Source organism: Gluconobacter sp. Gdi (assembly GCF_014132155.1).
Lineage (GTDB): Bacteria > Pseudomonadota > Alphaproteobacteria > Acetobacterales > Acetobacteraceae > Gluconobacter.
Map to the genome: position 1 here is coordinate 76,684 of NZ_BLJQ01000007.1, position 26,409 is coordinate 103,092.

Consider the following 26,409-nt stretch of genomic DNA (forward strand, 5'->3'; position numbering starts at 1 on the left):
AGCATCACAGGATAGTGCATATGACACAGTCTCTTCAGGGCAAGATCGCCGCCATCACGGGCGCGGCTTCGGGTATCGGTCTCGAATGTGCCCGCTATCTCATCGAAGCGGGGGCCGTGGTCTATCTTCTGGACCGTGATGCCAAAACGCTCGAAAACAAGACGGCAGAGCTCGGTAGCCAGGCTCATGCGATCATTGTCGATCTCTTCGACTATAAAACCGTAGATGCTGCCGTTGCGCAGATCGTTCAGGAACAGGGCCGGATCGATATCTTCCATGCCAATGCCGGGGCGTATGTTGGCGGCAATGTTTGGGAAGGCGATCCTGATAGCTGGGATGCGATGCTGCACCTGAACATCAATGCTGCCTTCCGCTCGGTCCGCGCCGTGCTGCCGCAGATGATGAAGCAGGAGAGTGGCGATATCGTCATGACCAGTTCAATTGCCGGCATGATCCCCATCATGGCCGAGCCCATCTACACAGCCTCGAAACATGCTGTGCAGGCCTTTGTGCATACAGTGCGCCGGCAGGTCGCGAAGTACGGTATTCGGGTGGGCGCAATCCAGCCCGGGCCTGTGGTCACGCCGTTGCTGAAAGACTGGGATCAGGCACGGCTTGAAGCCAATATCAAGGCTGGTGCTCTGATGGAAGCCAACGAAGTGGCTGAAGCCCTGATCTTCATCCTGACACGTTCAAAGGGCGTGATGGTGCGGGATCTGGTCGTTCTGCCGCATAACTTTGATGCCTGATACAAAGGTTTTTCTGGTTTTTCCATAAGAGGGCGCGGCCTAACCTGCTTGGGCTTATTAAACATCGGCTCGATACGGTTGCGCCCTCTGTGAAAACGGAAATTATAGAGAATATTCTCTGTTTGATTTGAATGTGGTGGGATGACGGGAGGATCGCCTCGAAAGATCAGGTTCTCCAGCATCCCGTCGCGATCATATCCTTTGCCTGCTACGAGCGTGCGAAGAGGTGCGACTGGCGCCCCATCAGAACATCAGCGGGGGATTAATTAAAATTTTTCCGCGTCTGTTCTTCCCCTGGAGCCATCGTTGTCCGCGAGAGGGGGAGTGCGGTGTGTCGAAACGGATGAGGTACTTCCTCTATAGAAAAGCTCTAATGAACTCATCGAGCGTGTCCGCATCCTCTACAGGTTTGTCACGGCGAATACGTGAAACGCGCGGAAAACGAAGGGCTACGCCGCTTTTATGGCGCTTGGAATACTGAGCAGCATCAAAGGCAATTTCCAGAACAAGACCATGCGCCACTTCCCGGACTGGACCAAAACGCTTGGTGGTGTGATCGCGGATCCACTTGTCCAGAAATTTCAGTTCTTCGTCCGTAAAGCCTGAGTAAGCTTTACCAATCGGAACAAGTTCACGTTCTCCGTCCACGGTGCGCCATAAGCCGAACGTGTAGTCGGAATAGAAGCTGCTGCGTTTGCCGTGCCCGCGTTGTGCATACATGACAACGGCATCGACGCTGAGTGGCTCACGTTTCCATTTCCACCACGGCCCCCGTGGTCGACCCGGAACATACGGACTGTCAGCCTTTTTCAGCATTAGCCCTTCAATGCCTTCGCTCCGTGCATTCTCGCGAAGCTTGGCTAGGTCTTCAAAGTTCTGGAACGCAATGAGATCAGACAAGACCATTCTGGGCGGATTCAAGCGTGCGAACCAGCTTTCCAATCGCTGTCGTCTGGTATCGAATGGTAGGGAGCGCAGGTCGTCTCCGTCTTCAAACAGGATATCGTACAGTCGGATACCGGCTGGCATGTCTCTAAGCATGGAAGCCGTAGGCGATTTTCGGTTCAATCGCTGTTGGAGATCCGCAAACGGGGCGACAACACCGTCCTGAACGACCAGAAGCTCACCATCCAGAACGACCCTGCTGCCTAGATCCTGCATCGTGGCCAGCACGTCCGGAAAGGCCTTTCCAATATCTTCCGCCCTACGCGTGTAGACACGCTCCCCTTGAGGTGTGGAAACAAGCTGAACTCGGATACCGTCCCATTTCCATTCTGCTCGCCATTCCGCTGGATCGAATGCTGTCAGGTCAACGTTTTCCAAGGGCTGGGCCAGCATAGGCGGCCGGAAAACCGGAGCATCCTTCGCATCGGGTTTCGGCCCTTTTCCCTCCACCCATGCGAAGAGGGGCCCATAAGGCGCTTCAAGGCCGTGCCACACTTCCTCAATGTCATCCGCAGCCACAGACGCTATTTCTGCAAGGGCTGTTTTTGCCAGCCGGGCTGACGCGCCAACGCGCAACGAGCCAGTAATGAGCTTGAGGAGGGCGTAGCGGGAGGAGGCATCGCATACGTCCAGCCATCCCCTTACAACATCCGGGACATCTGCCTTTGGAAGGCGCTCGAGGGTATGAACGACCTCCGCCAGACCCGGTGCAGTTGGCGTAACATGATCACTGGTTTCCGGCCGCCAGATCAGTGCGACTGTTTCCGCAAGGTCTCCAACGTAATCATAAGACCACGCAAAGAGTTCCGGGTCGATCCGTTCCATGGCCAGAGCCCGAAGCATGGCAGGTTTAGCAGTAGCAAAGGACAGACTTCCTGCCATCGCAGCCAGCGCGTATCCCCGGTCAGGATCGGGCGCCATCGAAAAATACTCTTTGAGAAGTGCAAGCTTCATATTTCGTGAAGGGGTGAAGGCCAGGCGTTCCAGCAGGGTCGCAAATTCGATCATGTCAAAGCGCCCTGTTCCGCCTGTTCATCCTCTTCCTCGTACCCCAAAAGCCGCAGCGCGCGGCCGCGGATCTGCATCTTGCCCAACGCATAAATCAGAGCATCCTCGCGCCCATGCGTGACCCAGATTTCCTTTGCCCCGGTTGCCTGACATGTCTCCAGAAGAGCATCCCAGTCGGCATGGTCGCTGATAATGACAGGGAGTTCGACCCCACGCGCTTTTGCTCGCTGGCGAACATGCATCCAGCCTGATGCCAGACAGACGACCGGGTCTGGAAGCCGACGTGCCCAACGGTCTGCAATGGCCGATGGAGGCGCGAGGACAATGCCCCCGCGCATCTCACCTTTCTTTGCTGCCGTTGCAGAACGCAGTTCCCCCAAGGGGACACCAAAACCTTCGTACAGCTTACACATCGGTAGAAGAGCACCATGGAGCCAGAGAGGGTCATGGTAGCCACCCTCACGAAGCAGAGCGATCAGACGCTGGCATTTACCAAGGGCGTAACAGCCAACAACATGCGTGCGCTCTGGAAACAGGCGTACGTCATGCAGCAGTTTGGCAATCTCATGAGCGGGATCAGGTAAGCGAAAGACTGGCAGCCCAAACGTGGCTTCAGTTACGAAAAGATCACAGGGCACAACCTCAAAAGGAACGCATGTTGGATCAGGCGCGCGCTTGTAATCCCCACTGACGACGGCGCGCTGCCCACGGTACTCCATGACAACCTGTGCACTTCCCAGAACATGCCCGGCAGGCGCGAGCCAGACCTGCACGTCCCCAATGGAAATGACTTCTCCATAAGCAAGTGCCTGCTGGGCTTGACCGGCGCGGCCTTCACCCATTCTCAGGCGCATGATCGCCAGAGTTTCGGGCGTCCCGGTGACAAGCTCGTGGCCGGGTCGGGCGTGATCAGAATGACCATGCGTAATGACGGCGTGGGCCACTGGTTGGAGAGGGTCAATATAGAACGCGCCGGGTGCACAGAAGAGCCCTTCCGGTTTCAACTCAAGCCAGTCCACCCAGTCTTCTCCGCCAGTCGTGCAAGAACAGGGAAAGAACCCGCGAAACGCGTGTGCGTTTCTTCAGCTAATGAGCAAACATCTTCCCGAACCTTTTCAGACCTGGTTTTTCCAACAGGGCTGGTCTCCCCGATCTCATCAACTCGCTATGCTTCAGGCAGCGGAAGATGGAGTGTCTGCGCTTCTTATCGCGCCAACCGGCGGAGGAAAGACACTGTCGGGCTTTCTGCCCAGCCTCATCGAATTGGCAGACGGTTCATATTCAGGACTGCATACGCTCTATGTCAGTCCCCTGAAGGCTCTCTCGACCAATATCGCAGAAAGCCTCTCCCGACCTATTATGGACATGGATCTTCCGGTTCGTGTTGAGGTCCGCAGTGGAGATACGTCCGGAGCACGCCGGAAACGGCAACAGAAGAACCCGCCGCATGTTCTCCTGACAACACCGGAAAGCCTAGCGCTGTTGCTGTCATACCCAGATGCTGCCGCGTACTTTTCCACGCTCAGAGTTCTGATTATCGACGAAGTTCATGCGCTTGCTGGCACCAAGCGGGGAGACCAGCTTGCCCTCTGTGCCAGCCGCCTGCGAACGTTTTCGTCATCACTCCGGATCAATGGCTTATCCGCAACCGTAGCGCACCCTTCCGCCATGGCGGCCTGGGTTTCCCCGACGGGCAAAGCCTCTGGCGTCCGTCTTGTCAAAGCGGAAGACGGGGTGCGGCCGGACGTTCATGTGCTTTTGCCTGACGAGCGGGGGTATCTTCCGTGGGCCGGTCGTACAGGGTTGGGAAGCGCTACTGCAATCCTGAATGAAATTGCCCGTGCTCGCCTCACCATCGTGTTCGTCAACAGTAGGGCGCAGGCAGAACTACTGTTCCAGGCTCTGTGGAAAGACAACGGAGACAATCTGCCTATTGGGCTTCATCATGGCAGTCTGGATGCGGTGCGTCGGGCCAAGGTTGAAGAGGCCATGGCTCGAGGCGATCTGAGGGCAGTGGTGGCTACGTCGTCGCTGGATCTGGGGCTGGATTGGGGCGCAGTGGATCAGATCATTCAGGTGGGGGCACCAAAACAGATCTCCCGCCTGACACAGCGGATCGGCCGGGCTAATCACCGGATGGACGAACCATCGCGTGCGCTTCTTGCTCCAGCCAACCGATTTGAAGTGCTGGAATGTGAAGCTGCCAAAGACGCTGTTCTGCGGCATGAACTCGACGGTGATCCGCCGCGCGCCGGGGCACTGGACGTTCTGGCTCAGCATGTGCTGGTCACAGCGTGTGCTGGACCGTTCTTTCCCGATGCTCTGTATGAAGAAGTTCGCCAGACTGCGCCTTACAGCCAGATTGCACGCACGGATTTCGATGAGGTCGTTCGATTTGTCGAAGACGGTGGCTATGCTTTAAAGGCCTATGAACGCCATCAGCGTCTTTTCCGGGACTCATTGGGGCAACTCTGGGTTCGCAATGAGCAGATCATCCGGCAGTTCCGGATGAATATTGGCACCATCGTCGATACTCCGATGCTTCGCGTCAAATCCCGACGCGGAAAAGCTTTTGGGGAGATTGACGAGTATTTCGCCTCAACGCTCGTTCCGGGCGATACATTCCTGCTGGGCGGAGAACTGCTGGAGTTTCTGGGGCTGCAAGATACGACCGTTCAGGCGGCGCGGGGTAGAGGCAAGGATCCGCGCGTACCGGTTTACGGGGGCAACCAGCTTTCCATTTCACCCGGTCTGGCCAGACACGTCCGTGAAATGCTGCATACGCCATCCTTGTGGACCGTGCTTCCGAAGGCTGTGCAGGACTGGCTTACCCTTCAGACAAAGCGCTCACATATGCCTGGACCGGACAATTTTCTTGTTGAGACTTTTCCACACAAAGGATGGCACTACATTGTGGCGTATCCCTTTGAAGGGCGGAATGCGCATCAAACTCTGGGGCTTCTCCTGACAAAAAAGCTGGAGGAGACTGGAAAGGGGCCTCTGGGCTTCGTGGCTAACGATTATATGGTTGCCTGCTGGTGCGTCCATCCCGCTGGCTCCATGGCGGACCTGTTCAGCCAAGATCTGCTTGAAGGCAATCTGGCAGACTGGCTCGCGGAAAGTGCCATGCTCCGCCGCACTTTCCGGGACGTTGCCATTATTGCCGGATTGGTAGAGCGCAATTATCCGGGGCGTGAGAAAAACCGGCGTCAGATGACGATCAGCAGTGACCTGCTTTACGATGTCCTTCGAAAATATGATCCCGATCACATCCTCCTACGTGCGACGCGGCTTCAGGCGGAGCAAGGTCTGACTGATCTGCGGCGTCTTTCCGGTATGCTGGATCGCATTCAAGGGCATATCGAGCATGTTAGTCTTTCCCATGTTTCGCCGCTTGCGGTACCTGTTCTTCTTGAGCAGGGACGTGAAAAAATCCGGGGAGGAGAGGGCGAAGACTATCTTCTGGCCGAGGCTGACAAGCTTTATGCACTGGCAGAGAAAGCGTGAGTTTTCGTGAGGTAACGCTGGCAGGTGAGCGGATATGGCTCCTGCCCGGAGGGGCTGTTTTCCTGCCTAAAACGCAGATGCTCGTGGTGGCTGACTTGCATCTGGGTAAGGGGACGTCTGCTCGGGCACGTGGGGTACTGTTTCCGCCAGGAGATACGATGTCGACGCTTGAGAACGTGCTCCAGCTTGTCGAGGCTCATTCCCCCCGGGTTCTGGTCGCGCTCGGAGACAGCTTTCATGACTGTCAGGCGGGAGAGCGCCTTCTTGATGCAGAACGAACATTGCTGGATACCATAACCACAAAAGCAGCGACTTTGTGGATCACAGGTAATCACGATGCGCTCCCGATTTCGGGTATTGGGGGCAAGTGGGTTGAAGAATACCGGGTCGGCAATCTGATCCTCAGGCATATACCATCTGCGACAATTCCTTCTGGCAGTGCGGAACTGGCAGGCCATCTTCATCCGAAGATCAAAATACGGATCAGGGGGCATGTTATGAGCCGCGCCTGCTTCCTCACGGGAGAAGAACGCCTTATTCTGCCAGCACTGGGATCATATACCGGCGGACTGGACATCTCCCATCAAGCGTTCGCAGGACTGTTTCTCCACGGATATGCGGCTTATGTCTGGGAAGCTGATCAAATTAATCGGGTTGTCTAGTGGGCAGCTCTAAGCCCACGGTGGAGAGGCGCGCAATCGAGACCGTCGTAATTGGTAGAATTCTTGAGTGGTTCCCAAGAATTTATGCTGATCCACAAATATTTCAAATCTAAAAGCCCGGAAATTTCTTCGAGGAAACGGATGCTTTTCAATATTGAGAAATCCCGGCTGTTTGATGCTCTCTATCCCATCACGACGTGATAGAGGAGCACAGAAAGCCGCTTAAAAGAAAGGATCTTCAGAACTCTTCAGGTCGGGCAGCAAAGTCTATGAAATCGGTGAGATATTGAATGTCATCATCTGTTTCGCGACGCCCGAGAAAGATCTGCTTTGCAATCCCTTTCTCGCCAAGTCTTATCGCATGCAGACCGTAGCGTGAGGCATGTTCTTCTACCAGCCAGCGAGGTAGGGCTGTGACACCGCGCCCATGCGCCACCATAACCAGCATGATATCTGTCGTTTCGATTTGCTTCTGCTGACGCGGTGCGATGCCGGCTGGCTGCAGAAACTGTGTATAAATATCCAAACGTTCAGAAGGTACGGGATAAGTAATGAGCGTTTCCCCGGCAAGTTGCTCAGGCGTGATGGATGTTTCGCCGCACAGTCTGTGACCAGTCCCTACAACAAGAACAAGTTCGTAATCGAACACCGGTGTGAAGTTAAGGCCCGGTTTGTAAAGTGGGTCGGGTGTGACGAGAATATCAATTTCGTTGCTTAGCAAGGCTCCGATGCCACCAAACTGAAATTTCTGCCGAACGTCGACATCTACTTTTGGCCATCGTTCGAGATAGGGTGAGACAATGTTAAGGAGCCATTGGTAGCAGGGATGGCACTCCATCCCGATCCTCAAAATGCCACGTTCGCCATTGGCGAATTGTTCCAGCCTCTCTTCGGCGAGTGAAAACTGGGGTAGCAAACGATTTGCCAGAGCGAGTAGCCATTGCCCTGCCTGAGTCAGGACCAGAGAGCGTCCCTCGCGTCGCCATATCTTTACACCGAGTTGTATCTCGATCTTACGAACGGCATGACTGAGAGCAGGTTGGGTCAGGTTTAATCGGATACCCGCTGCTGTTAGCGACCCTTCCTGTGCGACTGCCTGAATGATCATCAGATGGTTGCGTTCCAGGATAGCCATACTTCCCAATCCATGCGTGTCTTTTATGAAAGAACTAAATTATATCATTTTTATCTATCGTTAAAAACATTTCTCCAGACAGTTGCCCGTCTCTCTTCAAGTCTTTTTGTTTTTGTATCTGCCTTCGGCAATTCAGGAGCGCTGGGGCTCTGGAACGCGGTGGTCAAATTGTTGGGCCGTTCTGGAGTTATGACTGAGTGGAGACAGTAAAAAGTCTCCGCTCAGCTATCCGTTATTTTTGACAATCAGGCGCTGAAGACTGCACTTGTTATGCCGAAAGTTCTTCCCGCAGAATGTTGGCCCCGGCGGCAAGAGCGTTCAGCTTTTCCCGTGCGACACGACGGGACAAAGGCACCATACCACAGTTGGTAGAAGGGTAAAGTTTATCTGCATCCACAAACTGGAGGGCTTTTCGGAGCGTATCAGCCACATCTTCTGGCGTCTCAACCGTGTTAGTGGCCACATCAATGGCTCCGACCATTACTTTTTTACCACGAATAAGTTCAATGAGATCCATCGGAACACGGGAATTCTGGCATTCCAAAGAGATCAGATCGATACTGGAACTCTGCAGTTTTGGAAAAATTCCTTCATATTGTCTCCACTCTGCACCGAGACTGTTTTTCCAATCGATATTGGCTTTGATACCATACCCATAGCAAATATGGACTGCGGTTTCACACGTGAGCCCCTCAACTGCTCTTTCTAGGACCGCAACCCCCCAGTCGTTAACTTCATCGAAGAAAACATTGAAGGCTGGCTCATCGAACTGGATAATATCAACGCCAGAAGCTTCCAGTTCCTTCGCCTCCTGATTGAGGATCTTGGCGAATTCCCAAGCCAACTTTTCACGGCTTTTGTAGTGGCTATCATGGAGTGTATCGACCATGGTCATGGGGCCTGGGAGTGTCCACTTGATTGGCTTTTTTGTCAGCGTTCTTAAAAATTTTGCATCTTCGACAAAGACAGGTTTCTCACGTGTTACATTGCCAATAACGGACGGCACGCTCGCATCATACCGGTTACGGATCTTGACGGTCTGGCGGTTTTTAAAGTCAACGCCGCTCAGGTGTTCAATGAATGTCGTGACGAAGTGCTGCCGCGTTTGTTCACCGTCGCTCACGATATCAATTCCGGCACGATCCTGATCGTCGAGTGTCAGACGTAAAGCATCCTGTTTGCCCTCAATCAATTCCTCGCCCTGCAGTTTCCATGGGGACCAGAGGGTTTCAGTTTTTGCAAGCCACGACGGTTTAGGCAGGCTGCCAACTGTTGAAGTCGGAAGTAATTTTGTCATGGTCAAAGGCCTTGTACGGTTTAGGGTTCAAACTGAAAAATGAGCAGACCACTGCTCAAGAGCCGTCCGGTGGGGAATGATAAAATTTTCCTCGGTGAACTTTCCCTGTTCAATCGCCAGCTTGTTCCGTTCTTCTCGGTCATAGAAAATCTGAGTTGTCGAATAGTCCTGATGGGTCAGGCTGGGCTGGTAGCATCCGGCTGCCGGGGAGTTCGCATTATAGATTTCTGGTCGATAGACTTTCTGAAAACATTCCATCGTACTAATTGTGCTAATGAGTTCCAAATTGGAATAGTCTGTCAGAAGATCTCCGAAAAAATAAAATGCTAGAGGTGCTGAACTATGGGGAGGCATGAAATATCTAACTTTCATACCCATTTTTTCAAAGTATTGATCAGTAAGAGAATACTCTCTCTGTTCATACTCAAAGCCAAGGACAGGGTGATAATTCTCAGTCCTATGGTACGTTCTGTTACTTGAAATGCTCAGGCAAATGACCGGCATTTTTCCGAAGTTATTCTTGTATTCGTCAGAGCCGAGAAAAGATCTGAACATCTTACCATGAAGATCACCAAAGCGCTCGGGAATGCCAAATTCTGAACGGTTCTGATTATAATTTCGAAGGAGGATGCTGAAATCATAGTCGCGGACATAGGAGGAAAAATTATTCCCGACGATGCCCGTAATACGTTCGTTGTTGATAATATCAATAATAGAAGTGTTCAGGATTTCGATTAAGGGAAATAACTGATGTTCACCATTACAACTCATAGTCGTTTCGACAGAGATGATATCAATTTCGACGGAGTAGCGATCTGCCTTTGAGTTGTCCCAATGGGCTAACGCATTAAAACGGTTATCAATCATTTGCAGGACATTCTGCAAGTTCTGTTGACGATGGTTTCCTCTGGCGAGGTTGGCAAAATTGGTGGTTAGACGCGTATCGTTTGAGGGACAATAGTCCTCGTCAAACCGCGTTTTTTTCAGATTAAAAGTAAATTCTATGGACATATGCGGTTCGACCTTGCGAGTTGAAAATTCCTCATATTTTCACTTGAGGATTTATTCGGATTTACATTGCCCGGGCAGAAAGCTTCACGCCGTGCATTGTGAGTGGTGCTGGTGAACGGTATGCCCAAGATGTTGAGTGAACAAAAATGATTTTATTTCATTGATTCATGAAAATCGTTCATACCATAACTGTAGGAGAAAAAAGGTTAGAATACCCGCCAGCATCTGACACTAATTTGTAGTTTTTAGTTGGACGGGATGAGGACAATCGCTTCGAGAAGCGAACGATGCATGAATGTCTGATGCTGGAAGCTTTGGAGCAGGCAATTCAAATTCCCTGTAACAGGAATATTAATGGCTTAGGCTTCTGAGTTGCGTGCGGAATTACTGAAACATAGTTCCGATAATAAAATACGGCGTATAGGCGCAATTGATGTCAGGGTAGAAGTCTGTTTCAGGCGCCTGTGAAGAGATTGAGGATGAGCGGTCGATATTAGGTTAAAGGACGACTAAATGGATCGTCTCTGCTTTGTTTCCAGAGAGGCGCGACAGGCTGCAAATTGCTGCGTGCCATGTCTGATCGGTACCATAGAGGCACCAAAGTGCAATGTATTTTGTAGGTGCCAAACATCCAGAAAAACCGTCAATTACTGTCAGTTGTACCTGAAATCAGGTCGCAAGGGCATAATCCACGGTTCTTTCATAATGAATAAAGAATGACATAGTTTCCATCAAGAAAGTGACTATGTTTTACGGTGAGTGCGAGTGACGACAAGATGAATTGTGAGAGGTATATAAAACTCGAGAATATTCAGAAGAGAGCGGTTTACGACCAAACCAAGAAGAGGCCAGTTTTTACGGATTTTCATTCTTAACGGGCTCATTATCCGCTTCTCCTGCTTTCATGTGAGTTACGAAGGGTTCCGGTAGGCAACTGCGTGCTCCCGTTCTTCTTGATCCTGTGAAACTCTTCATCCATGAGTTCGGACGCCAGACGGAAGGCTCTTTTTGCATGTGCATATGGAAGCCACTGTCCCATCATGTTCCATGGCATTCCATTGTTATAAGTCGAGATGGCAAGCAGGGTTTCCCCTGTGGTTGCGTCCGTGGCGACGAGTTCTTCACTGGCGCCCCCCGGAAATGGGGGAGGGATCGGCGGCATGCCACCTCCCGCTGCGCCGGCTGCAAATCCGGCAACGATCGGAAGGGCATTATAATACCACTTACTGCGGCGGATATTGGTAATAGCCGCGCGGACCCGGATTGTGTTGGGGCAAGTCGGGTCACATTGTTCGGGTGCGAGGACCTGAAAATCATGCGCAAGGGCTTTGACAAGTGCGTCGTGGAAAGCCTTGGTCATGCGTGCTTCGACCGCAGGTTTAAGTTTTGGAGCCTTTGCTACCGGATGCCAGGTAACAGGTTCGATGACAAGGAAATGATACTTCGAAGCATCTATCGTGGGGGAGACATAAACCAGATCATCCGTATGGTTTTTTTGATGAACCATCTGTCCATACGTATCCCGAGGAATGAAACCCGTCTGGGTGTTTTTTTGGCCTGCACATCCTGTTAGGGAGAATATGAAGGCACAGGAAATCAGTACCGAAGGCACTGGAGGAAAGCGTGATGGTTTGTACGATTGCGCGCGCGGTGAATGAGACGTCATGCTGGTGGCTCGTTTCCGAAAAGAAGGTGGGTCCGGAAGGTGCAGCGCCTTTGATTTGTATAAGGCGCTGCGTGGTAAAGCCATTCTTAAAGCTCGTCTTTTTCCAGCGTGTGTCTCAAATATTGCAGCTGTGAAATATGGTCATTATTAGCAGATTTTCGGCAGGTAAATCAGGACTTCCAGGCCACCCTCAGAACGGTTGGCCATTGTGATTTCACCTCCATTGGAGCGGACTATCGTTTGTGCCGACGTCAGCCCCAGACCGACGCCGCCTGTCTGACGGTTACGAGACTTATCGAGGCGAAAGTAGGGCTCAAAAACTTCGGAAAGGGAGGCTTCAGGAATACCCGGACCATTATCACGGATATAAATCATGTAGCTGCCGTCCTGCTGTGTCTCCAGGGTGAGGGTGGGAGGCGTTGCGTATTTGATGGCGTTTTCGACGAGATTGGAGAATACGCGCTTCATGGCATAGAGCTGGCCAACGTAACCCGCCTTGGCTGGGCCGTAATATTCTACACTGAAGCCTTGGTCACAGTAGTCGTTTGCAATGGTCTGCAGGAGGCCGGGCAAGTCGAACATGATGCTTTCTTCGCGGGAGGCATCGTTACGAAAGAAGGATAAGGCACCATCGATCATGGTTTGCATTTCGTCCACATCCCGGAAAAGATGTTTCTGCTGTTCGGGGCAATCAATGAATTCGCCGCGGAGGCGGATGCGGGTCAGGGGCGTGCGAAGGTCGTGCGAAATGGCAGCCAGCATTGTAGTGCGGTATTCAATGAACTGCTGGATCTGAGCCTGCATGCCATTGATCGTTTCTGCGACCAGCCGGATTTCACGGGGGCCATCTTCATCCAGGCGCGCGGAGCGTGGCTGAAGACCAAGGCTGCGCACACCACCTGAAAGGTGCTCGATAGGCCGTGATAGCTGGCGTGAAGCAATCATGGAAACCGTGACAACCCACACTGCAAGGAACAGGAGTTGAAGGGTGAAACGTTGAAAGGCGTACAGCCCCCAAAACCGGGTAAGGGCAACACACAGGAGCCAGCTGCCATCGTCGAGGCGAATGCCTGCAAAATAGGCGTCGTGGAAGCGCGATCTGTCATAAGGGAGGCCAGTTGCCTGGGAGACGGGGTTGTTTTCCCGAAAAACGATCAAGCGGTTTGGGCGGTGTCGGAGATAGGGCTTAAGGAACCGCCAGCTCTGGGAAATTTCGTCGCTACGGTACTGACCATTCTCTAGCGCCTGTGCCAGTGGAGTGTGGGCTGCATACCAGGCGAAATGGACGTCATCGGTGCTGGCTGCCTGTGCCAGTCCTTCACGGTCTGATGCAGGCGCTGAGCTGACGATGCGAATGACTGAACCCACCTGACTTACAACGCCTGTTTCCTGAATATCCGGTTTGGCCCACGTGCCTCCAAAGACAAAAAACAGTTCCAGAAGCGCAAGTGTGACGACTGCGGCCAGTGTAACCGTAATGATAAGACGCCTTGCGATAGTATCTTCCATAAAAGTAAGGCGCTTCATGTGCGTGCTACTGTCGTTGAGAAGATATAACCGCCGTTTCTTACAGTTCGGATGAGGGTAGGGTTTTTAGGGTCTTCCTCCAGTTTGTGGCGAAGGCGGCTGACTTGCACATCGATGCTTCGGTCGAAAGCCGCATGGTCGGGGCCGCGTGCCATGTCCATCAACTGGTCGCGGGTCAGAACACGTTGGGGATGCTCAACGAAGGACAGAAGTAAATCGAATTCGCCGCTGGACAGCAGAACGAGAGAGCCACTGGCCGAACGAAGTTCGCGGCGGGCCACGTCGAGCTTCCAACTCCCGAATTTGAGGATGGGGCGTGTCGGAATGCGAGCTGTTGTGGGGGCGAATTCTGTTGTGCGTCTCAGGACGGCCTTGACGCGGGCCAGAAGTTCCCTTTGGTCGAAGGGTTTCGTCAAGTAATCGTCAGCACCGATTTCCAGTCCGACCACCCGGTCAGTATGGTCGGCCATGGCAGACAGCATGATGACCGGAATTTTCGAAGAAGTCCGGAGGCGCTGACAGAGGCTGAAACCGTCTTCCTTGCGTAGCATGATGTCTAGAATGACAAGGTCAATGGTCTGCGTTCGCAGGATTTCAAACATCGCCTCGCCGTCTTCAGCGACGGAAACGCAATAGTTGTGTCTCTGCAGGAAACTGGTCAGGAGCGTCAGGATGTCCTGATCATCATCAACAATGAGGAGATGAGGCATGGGTGTCATCTCTTACCTTTAACATGAAAGGTCTGCGGGATGATGTCTGGGTGGGACACGATGTTTCAACCTGGACACATATGAACAGGTCAGGAATTTCGCATATCACACTGCAAAAGAAATGCCGCACTCAGAGTTCTTTTTTTGTTTCTGGACGAGGAGGGGCAGTAGCATCGTGCTGTCCGGATGCATATTCTCGATCAAAGAAAATCCCCGACAGACTGTCTCGTGCACATCACAAACATCTAGGCATTCCGCCCAGATATTCTAGGTCAAATAGCCATTGGGCCTGGTGCAAGGGGGACGCTAAATTTGTTGAGCAATAGTCAAACCTGTTGTTGTGTCAGTACATCAGGAAGGGGTGGCGTTGCATATTGAACGTTGCTTCATCCGCTTTCCAGGTTGCTACAATATCAGGTGCTGACATGCCCTGTGAAAGCTGTCTTCGTATTATGCTACTCCCAGCCAGAATGTCGAAGGTCGACCCGGATTTCCTCCATATTGGGCTATTCGATATCTTTATGACTGTCTGGAGCATCGCAACGCTGGTCAGCAGAGGGTCAAAAGCCTTCCGGTCCGTGATGGCAATCTGAAGCCCGTGGCATAACTGCTCCTTTGCAGTGTCCGATCCGGGCGTGAACCAGTCTTCCCTGAACAGACAGCCTGGCAGGTTTGCGTTGTTCAGGCTCTCTACCCATCGGGTTGCCTGGAGGTTAGGGGCGCCAATCGTGAGAAAAGGGGATGCCGTACCGCGACCAACTGAAAAGGTTGTCCCCTCGAAGAGACATGTCCCCGGATAGGCGAGGGCTGTCGTCACGTTGGGCATGTTCGGGCTCGGCGGCACCCAGACCAGATCGGTTTCGTCCTGATAGCAGTCCCGACGCCAGCCAGTCATGGGAATGACATGCAATTCGGCGGCGTGGCCTGCATGTTGTGGGACATACTGGCTGTTGAAGAGGCGTGCCAGTTCGCCAATAGTCATGCCATGCCGCAGAAGAAGGGGGACCCTGCCCACGAATGATGAAAATGCCGGGTCGAGGGTAGGGCCGCTGGCGGGTAGGCCTGTAATGGGATTGGGTCTGTCCAGAACCATGAACGCGACGCCGCAGCGTGCACAGGCTGCAAGTGCGTCGAACATGGACCAGATATAGGTGTAGAACCGGGCGCCAATATCCTGAATATCGAAAACGAGAAGATCAATGTCCGCAGCTCTTAGGAGCGCATCCAGCTTCGGGCCGGAGAGCGTGTACATGTCGTAAACGGGGATGCCCGTGCGGGGATCAATGCTTTTGGCTTCAGAATGGCCAGCCTGCGCCGAGCCGCGAAACCCGTGTTCAGGCCCGAAGATGGCCTTCAGGTTTACTCCCGGTGCAGCATGCAGCCTGTCTGCGATATGGCGCAGGTGGCGGTCCACGCTTGTGGGGTTGGCGATCAGACCGACTTTTCTCCCTTTAAGAGCCTGATAGCCATCAGCTTCGAGACTGTCATAGCCGGTTCGGATCGCGACAGGGGACAGACACTCACGTGGCATCCCCGAAGCGTTTGCCCAGGATAATGCAGCTGTTCCTGCGCAAAGGCCCATAAAGGAGCGGCGGCCGAGGGACGTTTTTCGGGCTGGGACCCCAGAAAGCTCATGCATGAATTAAGACATTATCCTTCAAAATGTACTCTTCAGGCGATTATTCGGCCATGGCGATAGCAGTCACCAGATCGTCCATGATTTTCGTCGGATGTGGCAGGCTGTCCGGCACGTCGTTTGTGAATACGGCAATCAAAAGGGTCTGACCCCGCACTGTCTGGAGATAACCCGATAAGGAATGGGTTGCTGCGAGCGTACCTGTTTTTGCATGCAGGTGACCAGCGACGGCCGTGCCAATAAAACGGTGCGCAAGTGTTCCGTCTGATGCTGCCAGCGGAAGGTCGTCCCGCCATTCAGCGCCCCAAGGTTGTTGGTCAGCGAGGAGAAGGAGTTGGATCACAGTTTGAGGCGTAACGCGGTTGTAGGGAGACATTCCTGAGCCGTCGTAAAGAGAGAAGCCCACAGGCGCCAACCCCAGAGCAGTCAGAACCCGGCGGCGTTCGGCTAGTCCGTCTTCGACAGAACCATTCCCATGGACAAGAGCTAAACGGCGGAGGAGGAGTTCGGCATGAAGGTTCTGACTGGTCTTTAGGAGATAACGGATGTCCTCTTTCAGATCTGGTGCTGGGAGGGTGGCAAGGACTTGAGCATCTGGCGCAATGATTTCGGCTGGACTGTTCGCCAGGCGATGACGAGCTTTCACAGTCTGAACCTTGATGCGCGCGTCGTGAAGCAGCGACCTGAAATGGTGTGCCGTCAGGAGTGCTGGATCGTCGATCCCGATTTTTAATGTCTGGACTGCTGCTCCTACAGGTAGCGTGCCTGTCAGGACAAGACGGTTTTCACCGGGCTTCTTTCCAAAACTCAGCTCAGGTTTTCCATCCTGTACGGTAAGAGCCTGATTGATTACCGTCAGTTCCTCGGCTGGGGATGACCAGCGAAACAACGGGCGTTCGCCAGGGTGTGCGCCGGGCTGTACGTCCAGTTCAGAGATATTGTCGTTCAGTGTAAGTGCCGAAACGGCCGTGCCCCATTGTGTTTGCAGGTTATTCCAGCTCCATCCATCACCCCAGCGCTCATCCGCGAACAACTGGTCATCAGCAATAATGGCATGAACGCGTCTGAGCTTTTTGGCGAAGACAGCATCGGCCAGCGTTTTCAGGCAGTCGGTTTTGCATGCAGCGTCATCGGAGAGGAAAGGATCTCCTGAGCCTTGGAGAATGAGATCTGGCGCGCCGTGAGCGTGGGGCGCCAGCAGAAGGGCAGTGGGATGTGTGGCTTCATCGCGCTCCAATTCGGCAAGATCAGCCATTGCGGCGGCTGTCGTGAAGAGTTTGGCATTTGACGCTGGGGTGAAGCGCCCGGTGGCATTTCGGGAAAAAAGAATTTTTCCATCCCTCGTGGCAATGACAACTCCCCAGCGTACGCCCTGTTCTTGGGAGGTCCGGAGGATGGGCGAAAGTCGCTCAGCGAGGGCATGCGTTCCAAGAGGGGCAGAGGAACTGTGGAAAGCACAGGCGCTCAGGATTATGGGAAGACCGGCTGTCCCGAAGGAAAGGAAAACCCGGCGAAAACCTTTCAGAGTAAAGCTGGAGATCTGACGCATACGACCTTGGCTGACTGGGAATTACAAAGTTCATCCTGACGCTGAAACAATAAGAGGCTGCCTGTGCTTGGTGTGCAGGCAGCCTCAGTGCGGGGATGATCTGGAGTGGAAAAACCGCCCTTAGAATTCCATGCGAATACCGCCGCGATAAGTCCGCCCGAGCAGGTTGCTATAGGTTTCGTCGGCCTCAAGTCCGCCTTCCGGCAGAAGGATCGGAGAGGTGTTTGCGAGGTTGGTTACGGTCAGGAAAAGCTGCATCTTGCCGATTTTTTCAACTGGCAGATTGTAGGTCGCGTTCATGTCGAAGTAGAAAATGCCCGTGACACGGTTATTGTTGATCGTGGGATAATTGGCGTTATACGCTGGGCAGGTCCCCGAGCACTGAACATAGCTGTTGGAATAATTGCCTGCACTGATGCCCCGGGCGATGGCCGTGACGCTGTATCGTGATGTGCTGTAGGTGGCCGAGAAGCGGTAGATCCAGCGCGGCGGGCCGGACGAAATGTCGCCTGATGTGTCGACGGTATAGCCCACACCGGAATTAGAAACATATTTCAGGTAGTTCGTGGCCTGACCATGGAGGGTGAACTTGCCATCGGCGTCGCGTAGCAGGCGGCGGAGCGGAAAGCTGTAAGAGGCGTCGATATCGATGCCACTGGTTTCAAGATTGGCAAAGTTGAACGGAGAGGCGCTGATGAGAAGATCACGCGTCCCACTCGGATCGGGACGGACCGCCGAACAGAAGGTCGTGTATCCTGCATAGCACTCGTTAATGATGGACTGCGGATAGAACTGTTCGATCGCACCTTTGATCTTGGTGTGGAACCAGTCAACCGAAACCGCCAGGCCCGAAACATATCGCGGAGTGATGACGGCGCCGACGACGGTTGTGTTAGCCGTCTCGGGACGCAGTTTCGTATTGCCTGTCGTCGTGGAGAGAACGGTAGCCGTCTGACCCGTGACCGGGTCGAGCACGCTCGTCGTCTGGGATGTCCCTGCATTGTAAAGTTCGTTGATGTTTGGTGCACGGATGTCGTGCGACTGGGTGGCGCGGAACAGAACATCCCTGACAGGCTGCCACGTTCCGCCAACTTTCCATGTCGTGACATAGCCCGAGGTCGAGTAGTCCGTTCCGCGGACGGCACCATTAAAGGACAGACCTTTTGCCAGCGGCACGGCCGTCTCCAGGTAAGCTTCCTTGACGTTGTAGTGCCCAAAGGTTGGCCGGTAATTGCCGACCGACCAGCCCGACTGGTATTCTGCCGGAACGTAACCCGAGGCACGCTCGTCACGATATTCGCCACCGACGGCGACGTTCACATCTCCGGCCCATGTTGCAAAGGGGATCGTGGAGAGGTTGACGCCCGAGACGACTTCCTGAAACCGCTGATTCCGCCATGGTGCGCCAAGAGCGTAATCAATGGCCGATGACGACATGACGCCCGTTCCCAGCCAGTCGATCGGGGAGCAGCCATCGCCGGGATTGGTCAGGGAAGAGCGGCAGACGGTCTGCCCGGCCGAGTTTCGCACGGCATCGGTCGCATTGGCGATCTTTGCCGTGTTCATGACGTTGTAGATCTGCTCGTGTGTGTGGGTGACGCCATACTGGGCGTAGGCGTTCCATGAGGCGCGTTTGCCGAACATCTCGAAGTTGCCTTCGCCACCGAACGTATAACGCTGGACGTTGCGGAGATTGTCAGTCCGGCGGTAGGGCATGTCGAGCGCAGTCGTCCCGACAGTGACGTTCGAGACATTCTGAAGTGCGTCAGCGCCAAGAGCATCCACGAGATAGGGGTTGGTCCCTTTCAGCGAGATTGAGCTGAGATACTGTGGCCCGGCGTTGTAGACGTATTCGCTCTCATTGTAGGCGCCCTCGGCATACAGGGTCATCCACGGCGCGACATCGTAGCTCAGGCGCCCGAAGAGATTTTTACGGTCGCTCTGAGGTTCCAGGCCAATATTTTTGTTATTGTTGGCCAGGTTCTGATCACCGCCGACCGAGACGCTGGAGGTCGACAGAGAGCCGTAATTGTAGTGATTGACACTTCCGCCCGGACCAAAATAGATCCCACGCAGCGAATTGGTCACGCCTCCCTTGGAGGCATTAATGATCCCTCCGGGCATGACGTTGTTGGTTCCTGCATTACCAACGCGGATGTAATAGGGCTGACCGTTTCCCGCTGCATAGTCGGGATTGGCGATAATGCGGTCGCCGTTTCTGTTCCAGCTGCGGTTTACACTGAAAATGCCGTCCTGATGGGCAATGTCGCCACTAAGAAGAACGTGCCCCTTCCCATGTGCGAAGCCAAAGCCACCGGCTATGGCGGCATGCTGGTTCTCTCCGTCCCCATAGTCCGAGATGCCGGAATCCGCAGTCACCTTCAGGCCTGTGTAGGTCTTGTCAAGTACGAAGTTCGTGACCCCTGCGACAGCATCGGAGCCGTACTGCGCGGAGGCTCCTCCCGTCACTACATCCACACGTTTGACCAGCTGCTGTGGGATTGTGTTGATGTCGACAATCCCGGTGATGGCGGATGGCGTGATCCGTCGTCCATCCAGAAGCACGAGTGACCGGACTGCACCAAGATTACGGAGGTTGAGTGCGTTGATGCCAGCGAGGCCATCACTTAGGGAATAGGCGGAATTCTGAGGTGTCTGGCTTCCCGCGAATTGCGGCATCTGGTTGATCAGGTCAGCAATATTGTTGCTTGGAGCCTGATTCAGGATTTCCTGCTGGTTAAGGGAGCTGATGGGGGTCGGAGACTTGATATGCGCGTTCGCAATGTGACTGCCCGTAACCGTAATGACTTCCCGGCTGGCCTTAACCGGTTTTTGAGTTTTTTTGTGCTCCGCGGAGGATTTTGTAGAGTGAGATGATGTGTCCTTGGCATCGGCAGGGCTGGACACTGTTGCGGCAGCATAAGCCTGCTGCGGCACGAGGTACGCTGCGCCCGACGACAGAGCTGCAAAGGACAGGAGATAAGACTTCAGGGGCAGTCTGGCCGTCATACCCTGGTTCCCTCATAAACGCCGATGGGCGATGATGTTGCGATATCGAACTAATATTGCATGCCTGCAACGCAACCGTCGATTTCGAAACTGCGCGCGCTATATAACCAAAAGTTAAGTGCGCGACATCCCCTTACGTTTCATGAAGGCAACATTTTGTTGGTGACGGGGAAGGATAGGCCTCGGTTCCCGTCCGGATTTGCCTTTTGGAAATGTTTGTCCCGCACGCAGATCCGGCAGGAGTCAGTTTGGCTGTACGGCTGGTAACTTTGTGTCAAAGAAATGCAGCGTCCACAGATAGGCGTTCAGCCAGTCCTGTGTTCGCAGGAAGGCGTGGCGTTCACCGGGGAAGACGTGATCTTCGAACGGAATATTCCGTTCCACGAGCATACGGGCCAGCAGGACGGATTGTTCGAATTCGACGTTGAAGTCGTCATCCCCGTGGATCAGCAGGACTGGTGAGCGCCAGTGCGCGATGTCGGCAATTGGGGAGGAGCGCCACTCGCTCTCCTTTTCCCGTTGCTTCTCTTCGGGAGAGAGGCCTGAATGATCTGGTTCCGTCATGTCATGGACACCATGAAAGTCCGCGCCAGCGACAAACAGGTCGCTGTTGCGGGCCAAGGCCAGAGCCGTCAGATAACCACCCCAGCTTCCACCCCAGATGCCGATCTTGCTGGGGGCCACGTCGGAGCGGCTGCGGAGGAACAGTCCGGCTGCGTGAACGTCCTTGTATTCACTGGCGCCCGCGCGGCCGATGCCGGGGGCGGTTCGGAAGTCCACGCCGTAGCCGGTGCCGCTACGGTAATTGACGGCCAGCACCACATATCCGCGCGATGCCAGAAACTGGTTCATGGCGTAGGCATTGGAATAATAACCCATCAGATTGAAGGCCGGGAGCATCTGCCGGTGCGGGCCGCCATGGACGAAGACCAACGCGGGATGCGGACCGGGTGTTCCAGCGGGAGGCAGGAAGATCTGTCCGTGAATGTCGCGGCCGTCATCGCTGCGGAAATGCACGATCTGAGGGGGCGTGAATGTGAAGCCGTTCGGGACAGTGGGGATTACGGGCAGGTGCCGGACAGTGTTCTGAAGCACGACCGGGTGGGCGGGCTGGTCTGTGCCTGTAGCCATCATGGCAATGGCCGGTCCCGCCAGTGTGAGGTCCATGACCTGTTCATTGGGCGCGCTCAGGGCCACGGGCTGGCTGTTATCAAGGGGCTGGGACCAGGCGCGCCAGTGATCCGGATCACCGATATTGGCCGTGTAGATCAGACGGGTTTCATCCGCTGACAGACGGTAGGACGCGATTTCGGCTTGATCCGGCGTCAGGCAGCGTGGTGTTGCGGCAGGGGCGGTGACGCTGAGGGCGCAGAGGCGCAGCCAGCCGCTGCCTTCCCACGGGAACAGGAGCTGTCCGTTGCGGGTCCATGTCAGGTCCATGCCTTCGGGCGCCCAGAAGCGGTTCCCGGCACCTTTCGGTGCAGTCCAGAGCGTGTGCTCCGCGCCAGATGCGGTGTCATAGACCTGAAGGGACCAGAAATGTCCCTTGCCGCGTTCGGCCGTCATCAGGGGGTGATAGGCCCGGACGAAGGCAATGGAGCGGCCGTCTGGCGAGAAGGTCGCTTCCTGATCGTGGCCCAGTGCGGCGGGCAGGAACACGGGTGCGGCGCTGCTGTTTCGGGCGTTCCAGAGCGCGATCAGACTGTGGGAGCCACGGTCGATTTCGAGCGCGAGACGGCTGCTGTCCGCGGACCAGTGCAGGGCGGTGATTTCGCCCGGCGTGGTCATGACCACACGCGGCGTCTGGCCCGGCTGTCCGACCAGAAGGGCACCGCCGCGCATGAAGGCCAGCAGGCGTCCGTCCGGGGAAAAGACGGGACTGTGTCCTTCTCCGGCGGTGGTCGTCCGGCCGTCGGGCAGGAGGACCCGCACGGTTTCCTTGCCCGGGATGGCCGCGTTGCCGGGATTGGGGGCGTGATCGTTGGGATATTCGGCATCGCCGCCTTCGACGAAGGCCAGTGTCCGCCCGTCCGGGCTGAGGGCGAGGCCCCACAGATCGGTTCCGTCATCCTGCATATAGGCGGTGACCTTGCGGGGGACCGCGCCTCCGTCGGAAATCAGGATGTTACGGATGCCGTTCCGACGTTCCACCCAGGCTAGACGCGCTGTTTTTGCGGCTCCTGTCAGCCCGTTGGCATAGGGCATGGCCAGCAGGGCGCCCAGCTGGGTTGCGTCCTGCGTGGAGGCCGCGATTGCGCCGGAACAGGTGGCCGCGAGCAGCGCTGAGGCGGCGAGAAGGGACAGTCGAACAGTCATGGGGCTGATTTCCCGGCTCCGGCGAGGGCGGTGAAGATCTCTTCCTCGATACTGGTGAATGATGAATAGACACCCGGGCGTTCCTGCCCGGCATCGGGGAAGCCGTCCGCTGCAAACAGGAAGCCATCGCCGGTTGCGGGGTCGTACCAGAAGCCCGAATGCAGCGAATAGGCATCGCCGAGGTGACCCGCCAGATCGCCGGAATAGCCTTTATAGGGCCGGGTTTCGCGGCCCGAAGAATCCCGCGCTCCGGTCAGGCGCGCCATGCTCAGACCATAGCTGGCGATCGGGTAGGGGCAGTCGCCATTCTGTCCGTCATACTGCCAGGTGGGGGTCTGCATCAGGGCGATGCTGTGGGCCGAAAGCAGCGTTCTGCCGTCCAGGGTGCCGTGGCCGAGCATGAAGCGGGCAAGACGGGTCAGCCCTTCCATGGAGATGCGCAGGCCGCCCTGAGGGGCGAACAGCGTGCCGTTCGTACCCGGCGTGTAGGTGGCGAGGGATGCGGCGCTCCAGCTGGGAGTGAGGGGCTGGGTGTCGGTTTCTGCCTCCCATCCTTTGGGCCGGTGGCTGTAGAGCGTGGCCAGACGGTCGGGATGGGCGAGGGACATACGGTTATAGCCGCCGTCTATCCCGAGCGGATCCAGCACATGTGTCTGCTGGTAGTGGTCGAAGCGCTCACCGCTGACACGCTCCATGATCGTGCCGACGAGGCCGTAGCAGAGATTGCAGTATTCAAACCATGTGCCCGGCGCGTGTACGTCACCATGCGCGAAGTGGTAGCCGAGCTCACCGGGTTTGCGGGTTGTATCAAAGAACTCGCTGATCTTATGGTCCGGTGGGAGGATGTAGCCGTCGGCATCCCGGATGCTGGAGGTGTGGTTGAGCAGCATTCGCACGGTGATGGGTATCCGGAGGAAATCCGGGTTGCGGAGCCGGAAGCCCAGATAGTCCGAGGCATCGTGATCGAGGTCGATCTTGCCCTGCTCGACCAGTCCCATCAGCCCGATGGTCGTAACGACTTTCGAGATTGAGGCGATGCGAAAGAGGGTCTGTGGTCCGACGGGAACCGTTCCGCCCGAGGTGCGTCGTGCAAATCCGCCGTAATAGTTGTAGGCGACGCGACCGTGCCGCAGGCGGACGGCAGCGATGGCGGCCAGCGGGCGGACTTCGCCCTGTGTCAGGACGCGATCCAGCGCGTGGGTGGTTTCGGTGGCGGACTGTGTGTGTGTCTGGGCGTGTGCTGCGGATGACAGGACGGCGATGGCGGCGAGTGTGAGGCTCCGGATGATCATGGTTGAGTCTCAGGCAACAGGGTGATGCGCCGGACCGCGGCGGTATCGACACTGTGGGTGCTGAAGGACAGCGGCTGCATGGCGCCACGCAGCCAGACGGGCAGGAAATCGGCGTAATGCGGAGATTTCGGATCGGCGGACTGTCCGGGAAAGTTGAGATACAGCGAGCGGTCCCAGTGCCCGACGTCACACACCATCAGATAGCTGGCGCCTCCCGTCGTGGCATAGGCGTCGGGACCGCCGGTCTGGGGGCTGTACCAGCGTGCCATGACGGTATAGGGGTCCCCGCCGCTCTGGGCCGAAAGGCCGCCGACCGTGGGGAAAGCCGTTGCGATGGCCGGGACGGAAGCGAGCGGATGACGCAGCGTGATGGTATGGAGTGCCCCCCAGCGCCATGCGGCGGGAAGCGGGCCGAGGCGCTTCCGCAACTCCTGAACGGCTTCCCGGAACTGTTCGACGAGCATCCTGTTCCGCGCGCTCACTGGATCTTTGCCAAAGCGGGCATCGGGGGACTGGAACAGGGAGAGCTGAACCGTGGCGTTCACAGGGCCCGGCAGTAGGTCGTGAAGAGTGGCCGGGATGATGAGCGCGTGAAGGGCGCGTTCGAGCCGGGTCCACCAGACTTCATACAGCGCTGCTGCCGCACTTGAAGCATCGACGCGGCCGTTCCATGCTTTGAGCACTGCAGCCTCTGCGGCAAGGTCGGGCGGGACGTCGGGCAGGAGCCGGACCATTTGCAGGGCCAGCACGGAGAATGTGTCGTGTTGCAGGGCCACGCTGTCGCCAAGGGTCGCATGCGGTGTGGCATCCAGCATTTGGGCCACGCGCTCGTGTCGGAAGCCGTCACGCCATTCGAAACTGACGCGCCGTTCCTCGACCGGATAGCCGGGGGGCAGGTTCATTTCGTTGGATGTTCCGAACCAGCCGCGTGCGGGGTTGAAGCTGCTGGGCAGGGCTTCGAGCGGCTGAAGGCCCTGCCAGTCATACCGCCCGTCTCCCGGTGCGGGCATCAGCCCGTCATGTCCCGGTGCACGACGGGGCAGACCGCCTGCGGCCTGCCAGCCGATATTGCCGCTGGTGTCGGCATAGGTGAAATTGGTCGGGCTGGTATGGACGCGCAGGGCTTCGCGAAAGCTGGTCCAGTCATGGGCCAGATTGATCCCGATATTGGCCAGAAGCCCGTTCGCGCCGGGGGCAAGCCAGGTGGCGGAGACCGCCGTGGCGCGGTTGCGTGCCGGATCACGCGAGACGACCGGCCCGTGCACGGAATAGAACAGGCTCACCATGCGCTCGGCCTCGCCACGGACTGCGATCCGCGTCTCGACCTGTTCCATGCGTTTCCAGCCGCCCTGATGGGCATAAAGCAGCGGGTCGGCGGGGTTGGTGCGCAGGATGAACAGGTCTTCCTGATCGATATGGAAATTCGTCCGTCCGAAGGCGATCGTCGCGTTATGGCCTTGCATGACGCCGGGCATGCCCGCGCCACCGCCGCCGATCACATCCAGTCCCGGCGCCGTCAGATGGATGACGTGACGGGGGCCGGGCACGCCGAAGGACAGATGCGGGTCGTTGGCCAGAATGGGACGGCCGGTCGCGGTGCGGGAGGGGGCGATGACCCAAGAATTGCTGCCCTCATTCCGTCGTCGCGTCTCGTCCTCGGCGGCTGCATGGAGGTCGTGCCGTGGTAGGGGGGCCTGAAGCACACCGAACAGTCCGAGGTCGTCTTCGCAGATGGCGGCGGTGTCCAGCCCTTCTGGGACCCGCAGGTCGTGGACGGGTTCCAGCGGCGTGATGAGGGCGTCGTAGGCCAGTGCTCCGCGTGCGGCCAGTCGGGCGCGGCGGACTTCAGTGCGGGTGTTGCCCGTGACTTCGGCGCGGACGCGGATCAGGTCCAGCACGTCCCAGTGCAGCGGTGTGGCAGCGAAAATGCCGAATTCCGGCGGCAGGAGCGAGGGCGTGACGGTGACTTCCGCGATGCGCGCGTTGATCCCGGCGACATAGGCGCGTGCGCAGTCCTGCGTCAGGGAGGGGAGGGCGGCGAGTTCGCGTTCGGCGTCTCCGCGGAACAGCACCAGCCGGTTGGCCGTGTCGGAGGGCACGAAGGCCGGGCCGAAGACTTCCGCCAGTCGGCCCAGAGACTGACGATGGCCGAAATCCAGCTCCCATAGCCTGTCGCGCGCGACCAGATAGCCGTCGGCAAAGAAGGCGTCGGGGATGGTCTGCGCGCGGACATGGGGGACGCCCCAGCGGTCTTCGAGAACTTCGACCGGCTGGCTCAGGCCCAGCAAGCTCTGAAGGGGAGAGGCGGCGCGTGCGCTACGTCCTGGCATGGACAGGGCGGCGGCGACGCCGCCAAGAAGAACCGTGCGGCGGGTGGCCTGCATAGAAAC

At 56.1% G+C, this 26,409-nt stretch carries 17 protein-coding genes; 3 read left to right on the forward strand and 14 right to left on the reverse strand.

Annotated elements, in window-relative coordinates:
* Positions 1-20 precede the first annotated feature (20 nt).
* A complete protein-coding gene (locus tag JN414_RS12520; RefSeq protein ID WP_202208172.1) occupies positions 21-749 on the forward strand; it encodes an SDR family oxidoreductase in 729 nt (242 codons plus the stop codon).
* Between the two features lie 357 nt (positions 750-1,106).
* Here the strand turns inward: JN414_RS12520 and JN414_RS12525 are convergent, their stop codons facing one another.
* On the reverse strand, positions 1,107-2,702 hold the full coding sequence (locus JN414_RS12525) for a cisplatin damage response ATP-dependent DNA ligase (RefSeq protein WP_202208173.1): 1,596 nt from the start codon (positions 2,700-2,702) through the stop codon (positions 1,107-1,109).
* On the reverse strand, positions 2,699-3,721 hold the full coding sequence (locus JN414_RS12530) for a ligase-associated DNA damage response exonuclease (protein WP_202208174.1): 1,023 nt from the start codon (positions 3,719-3,721) through the stop codon (positions 2,699-2,701). Before JN414_RS12530 ends, JN414_RS12525 begins: the two co-directional genes overlap by 4 nt.
* 70 nt (positions 3,722-3,791) lie before the next feature.
* Here JN414_RS12530 and JN414_RS12535 point away from each other — a divergent pair, with 70 nt between their 5' ends.
* Together JN414_RS12535 and pdeM are read left to right on the forward strand one after the other, a co-directional pair.
* Positions 3,792-6,209 (forward strand): ligase-associated DNA damage response DEXH box helicase, encoded by a 2,418-nt coding sequence (locus JN414_RS12535; protein WP_202208175.1) that lies wholly within the window; start codon positions 3,792-3,794, stop codon positions 6,207-6,209.
* Positions 6,206-6,871 (forward strand): ligase-associated DNA damage response endonuclease PdeM, encoded by a 666-nt coding sequence (gene pdeM / locus JN414_RS12540; RefSeq protein WP_202208176.1) that lies wholly within the window; start codon positions 6,206-6,208, stop codon positions 6,869-6,871. The genes JN414_RS12535 and pdeM overlap by 4 nt, the downstream gene beginning before the upstream one ends.
* A 238-nt stretch (positions 6,872-7,109) precedes the next feature.
* Here pdeM and JN414_RS12545 read toward each other — a convergent pair whose 3' ends face one another.
* From JN414_RS12545 to JN414_RS12600, 12 genes are all read right to left on the reverse strand, one after another.
* Complete coding sequence (locus tag JN414_RS12545) at positions 7,110-8,006, reverse strand: LysR family transcriptional regulator (RefSeq protein WP_202208177.1); 897 nt, start codon at positions 8,004-8,006, stop codon at positions 7,110-7,112.
* A gap of 268 nt (positions 8,007-8,274) precedes the next feature.
* On the reverse strand, positions 8,275-9,303 hold the full coding sequence (locus JN414_RS12550) for a methionine synthase (protein ID WP_202208178.1): 1,029 nt from the start codon (positions 9,301-9,303) through the stop codon (positions 8,275-8,277).
* Positions 9,304-9,330: 27 nt separating this feature from the next.
* Entirely contained in the window at positions 9,331-10,314 is a 984-nt protein-coding gene (locus JN414_RS12555) for a DUF1852 domain-containing protein (protein ID WP_202208179.1), read from the reverse strand.
* An 883-nt stretch (positions 10,315-11,197) separates the two neighbouring features.
* Positions 11,198-11,821 (reverse strand): DUF3313 family protein, encoded by a 624-nt coding sequence (locus JN414_RS12560; protein WP_237390046.1) that lies wholly within the window; start codon positions 11,819-11,821, stop codon positions 11,198-11,200.
* A gap of 306 nt (positions 11,822-12,127) precedes the next feature.
* Positions 12,128-13,507 carry an ATP-binding protein gene (locus tag JN414_RS12565; RefSeq protein ID WP_202208180.1) on the reverse strand — a complete coding sequence of 460 codons (1,380 nt, stop codon included), beginning with the start codon at positions 13,505-13,507 and terminating at the stop codon, positions 12,128-12,130.
* A complete protein-coding gene (locus JN414_RS12570; RefSeq protein ID WP_202208181.1) occupies positions 13,504-14,226 on the reverse strand; it encodes a response regulator in 723 nt (240 codons plus the stop codon). The genes JN414_RS12565 and JN414_RS12570 overlap by 4 nt, the downstream gene beginning before the upstream one ends.
* 334 nt (positions 14,227-14,560) lie before the next feature.
* Positions 14,561-15,856 carry an exo-beta-N-acetylmuramidase NamZ domain-containing protein gene (locus JN414_RS12575; RefSeq protein ID WP_202208182.1) on the reverse strand — a complete coding sequence of 432 codons (1,296 nt, stop codon included), beginning with the start codon at positions 15,854-15,856 and terminating at the stop codon, positions 14,561-14,563.
* A gap of 40 nt (positions 15,857-15,896) precedes the next feature.
* Positions 15,897-17,402: a D-alanyl-D-alanine carboxypeptidase/D-alanyl-D-alanine-endopeptidase gene (gene dacB / locus JN414_RS12580; protein WP_202208183.1), complete on the reverse strand. Its 1,506-nt coding sequence runs from the start codon at positions 17,400-17,402 to the stop codon at positions 15,897-15,899.
* Between the two features lie 120 nt (positions 17,403-17,522).
* Positions 17,523-20,411 carry a TonB-dependent siderophore receptor gene (locus JN414_RS12585; RefSeq protein WP_202208184.1) on the reverse strand — a complete coding sequence of 963 codons (2,889 nt, stop codon included), beginning with the start codon at positions 20,409-20,411 and terminating at the stop codon, positions 17,523-17,525.
* Positions 20,412-20,654: 243 nt separating this feature from the next.
* Positions 20,655-22,727 carry a prolyl oligopeptidase family serine peptidase gene (locus JN414_RS12590; RefSeq protein ID WP_202208185.1) on the reverse strand — a complete coding sequence of 691 codons (2,073 nt, stop codon included), beginning with the start codon at positions 22,725-22,727 and terminating at the stop codon, positions 20,655-20,657.
* On the reverse strand, positions 22,724-24,019 hold the full coding sequence (locus tag JN414_RS12595; RefSeq protein ID WP_202208186.1) for a serine hydrolase: 1,296 nt from the start codon (positions 24,017-24,019) through the stop codon (positions 22,724-22,726). Before JN414_RS12595 ends, JN414_RS12590 begins: the two co-directional genes overlap by 4 nt.
* Positions 24,016-26,403 carry a penicillin acylase family protein gene (locus JN414_RS12600; protein WP_237390047.1) on the reverse strand — a complete coding sequence of 796 codons (2,388 nt, stop codon included), beginning with the start codon at positions 26,401-26,403 and terminating at the stop codon, positions 24,016-24,018. Before JN414_RS12600 ends, JN414_RS12595 begins: the two co-directional genes overlap by 4 nt.
* Between the last annotated feature and the right edge of the window lie 6 nt (positions 26,404-26,409).

Bases quoted from the DNA above. Each gene is read 5' to 3' on its own strand.
- JN414_RS12520 (WP_202208172.1), top strand. From the start codon at position 21: ATGACACAGTCTCTTCAGGGCAAGATCGCCGCCATCACGGGCGCGGCT.
- JN414_RS12525 (WP_202208173.1), bottom strand. From the start codon at position 2,702: ATGATCGAATTTGCGACCCTGCTGGAACGCCTGGCCTTCACCCCTTCA.
- JN414_RS12535 (WP_202208175.1), top strand. From the start codon at position 3,792: ATGAGCAAACATCTTCCCGAACCTTTTCAGACCTGGTTTTTCCAACAG.
- JN414_RS12545 (WP_202208177.1), bottom strand. From the start codon at position 8,006: ATGGCTATCCTGGAACGCAACCATCTGATGATCATTCAGGCAGTCGCA.
- JN414_RS12550 (WP_202208178.1), bottom strand. From the start codon at position 9,303: ATGACAAAATTACTTCCGACTTCAACAGTTGGCAGCCTGCCTAAACCG.
- JN414_RS12555 (WP_202208179.1), bottom strand. From the start codon at position 10,314: ATGTCCATAGAATTTACTTTTAATCTGAAAAAAACGCGGTTTGACGAG.
- JN414_RS12560 (WP_237390046.1), bottom strand. From the start codon at position 11,821: ATGGTTCATCAAAAAAACCATACGGATGATCTGGTTTATGTCTCCCCC.
- JN414_RS12565 (WP_202208180.1), bottom strand. From the start codon at position 13,507: ATGAAGCGCCTTACTTTTATGGAAGATACTATCGCAAGGCGTCTTATC.
- JN414_RS12570 (WP_202208181.1), bottom strand. From the start codon at position 14,226: ATGACACCCATGCCTCATCTCCTCATTGTTGATGATGATCAGGACATC.
- JN414_RS12575 (WP_202208182.1), bottom strand. From the start codon at position 15,856: ATGCATGAGCTTTCTGGGGTCCCAGCCCGAAAAACGTCCCTCGGCCGC.
- dacB (WP_202208183.1), bottom strand. From the start codon at position 17,402: ATGCGTCAGATCTCCAGCTTTACTCTGAAAGGTTTTCGCCGGGTTTTC.
- JN414_RS12585 (WP_202208184.1), bottom strand. From the start codon at position 20,411: ATGACGGCCAGACTGCCCCTGAAGTCTTATCTCCTGTCCTTTGCAGCT.
- JN414_RS12590 (WP_202208185.1), bottom strand. From the start codon at position 22,727: ATGACTGTTCGACTGTCCCTTCTCGCCGCCTCAGCGCTGCTCGCGGCC.
- JN414_RS12595 (WP_202208186.1), bottom strand. From the start codon at position 24,019: ATGATCATCCGGAGCCTCACACTCGCCGCCATCGCCGTCCTGTCATCC.
- JN414_RS12600 (WP_237390047.1), bottom strand. From the start codon at position 26,403: ATGCAGGCCACCCGCCGCACGGTTCTTCTTGGCGGCGTCGCCGCCGCC.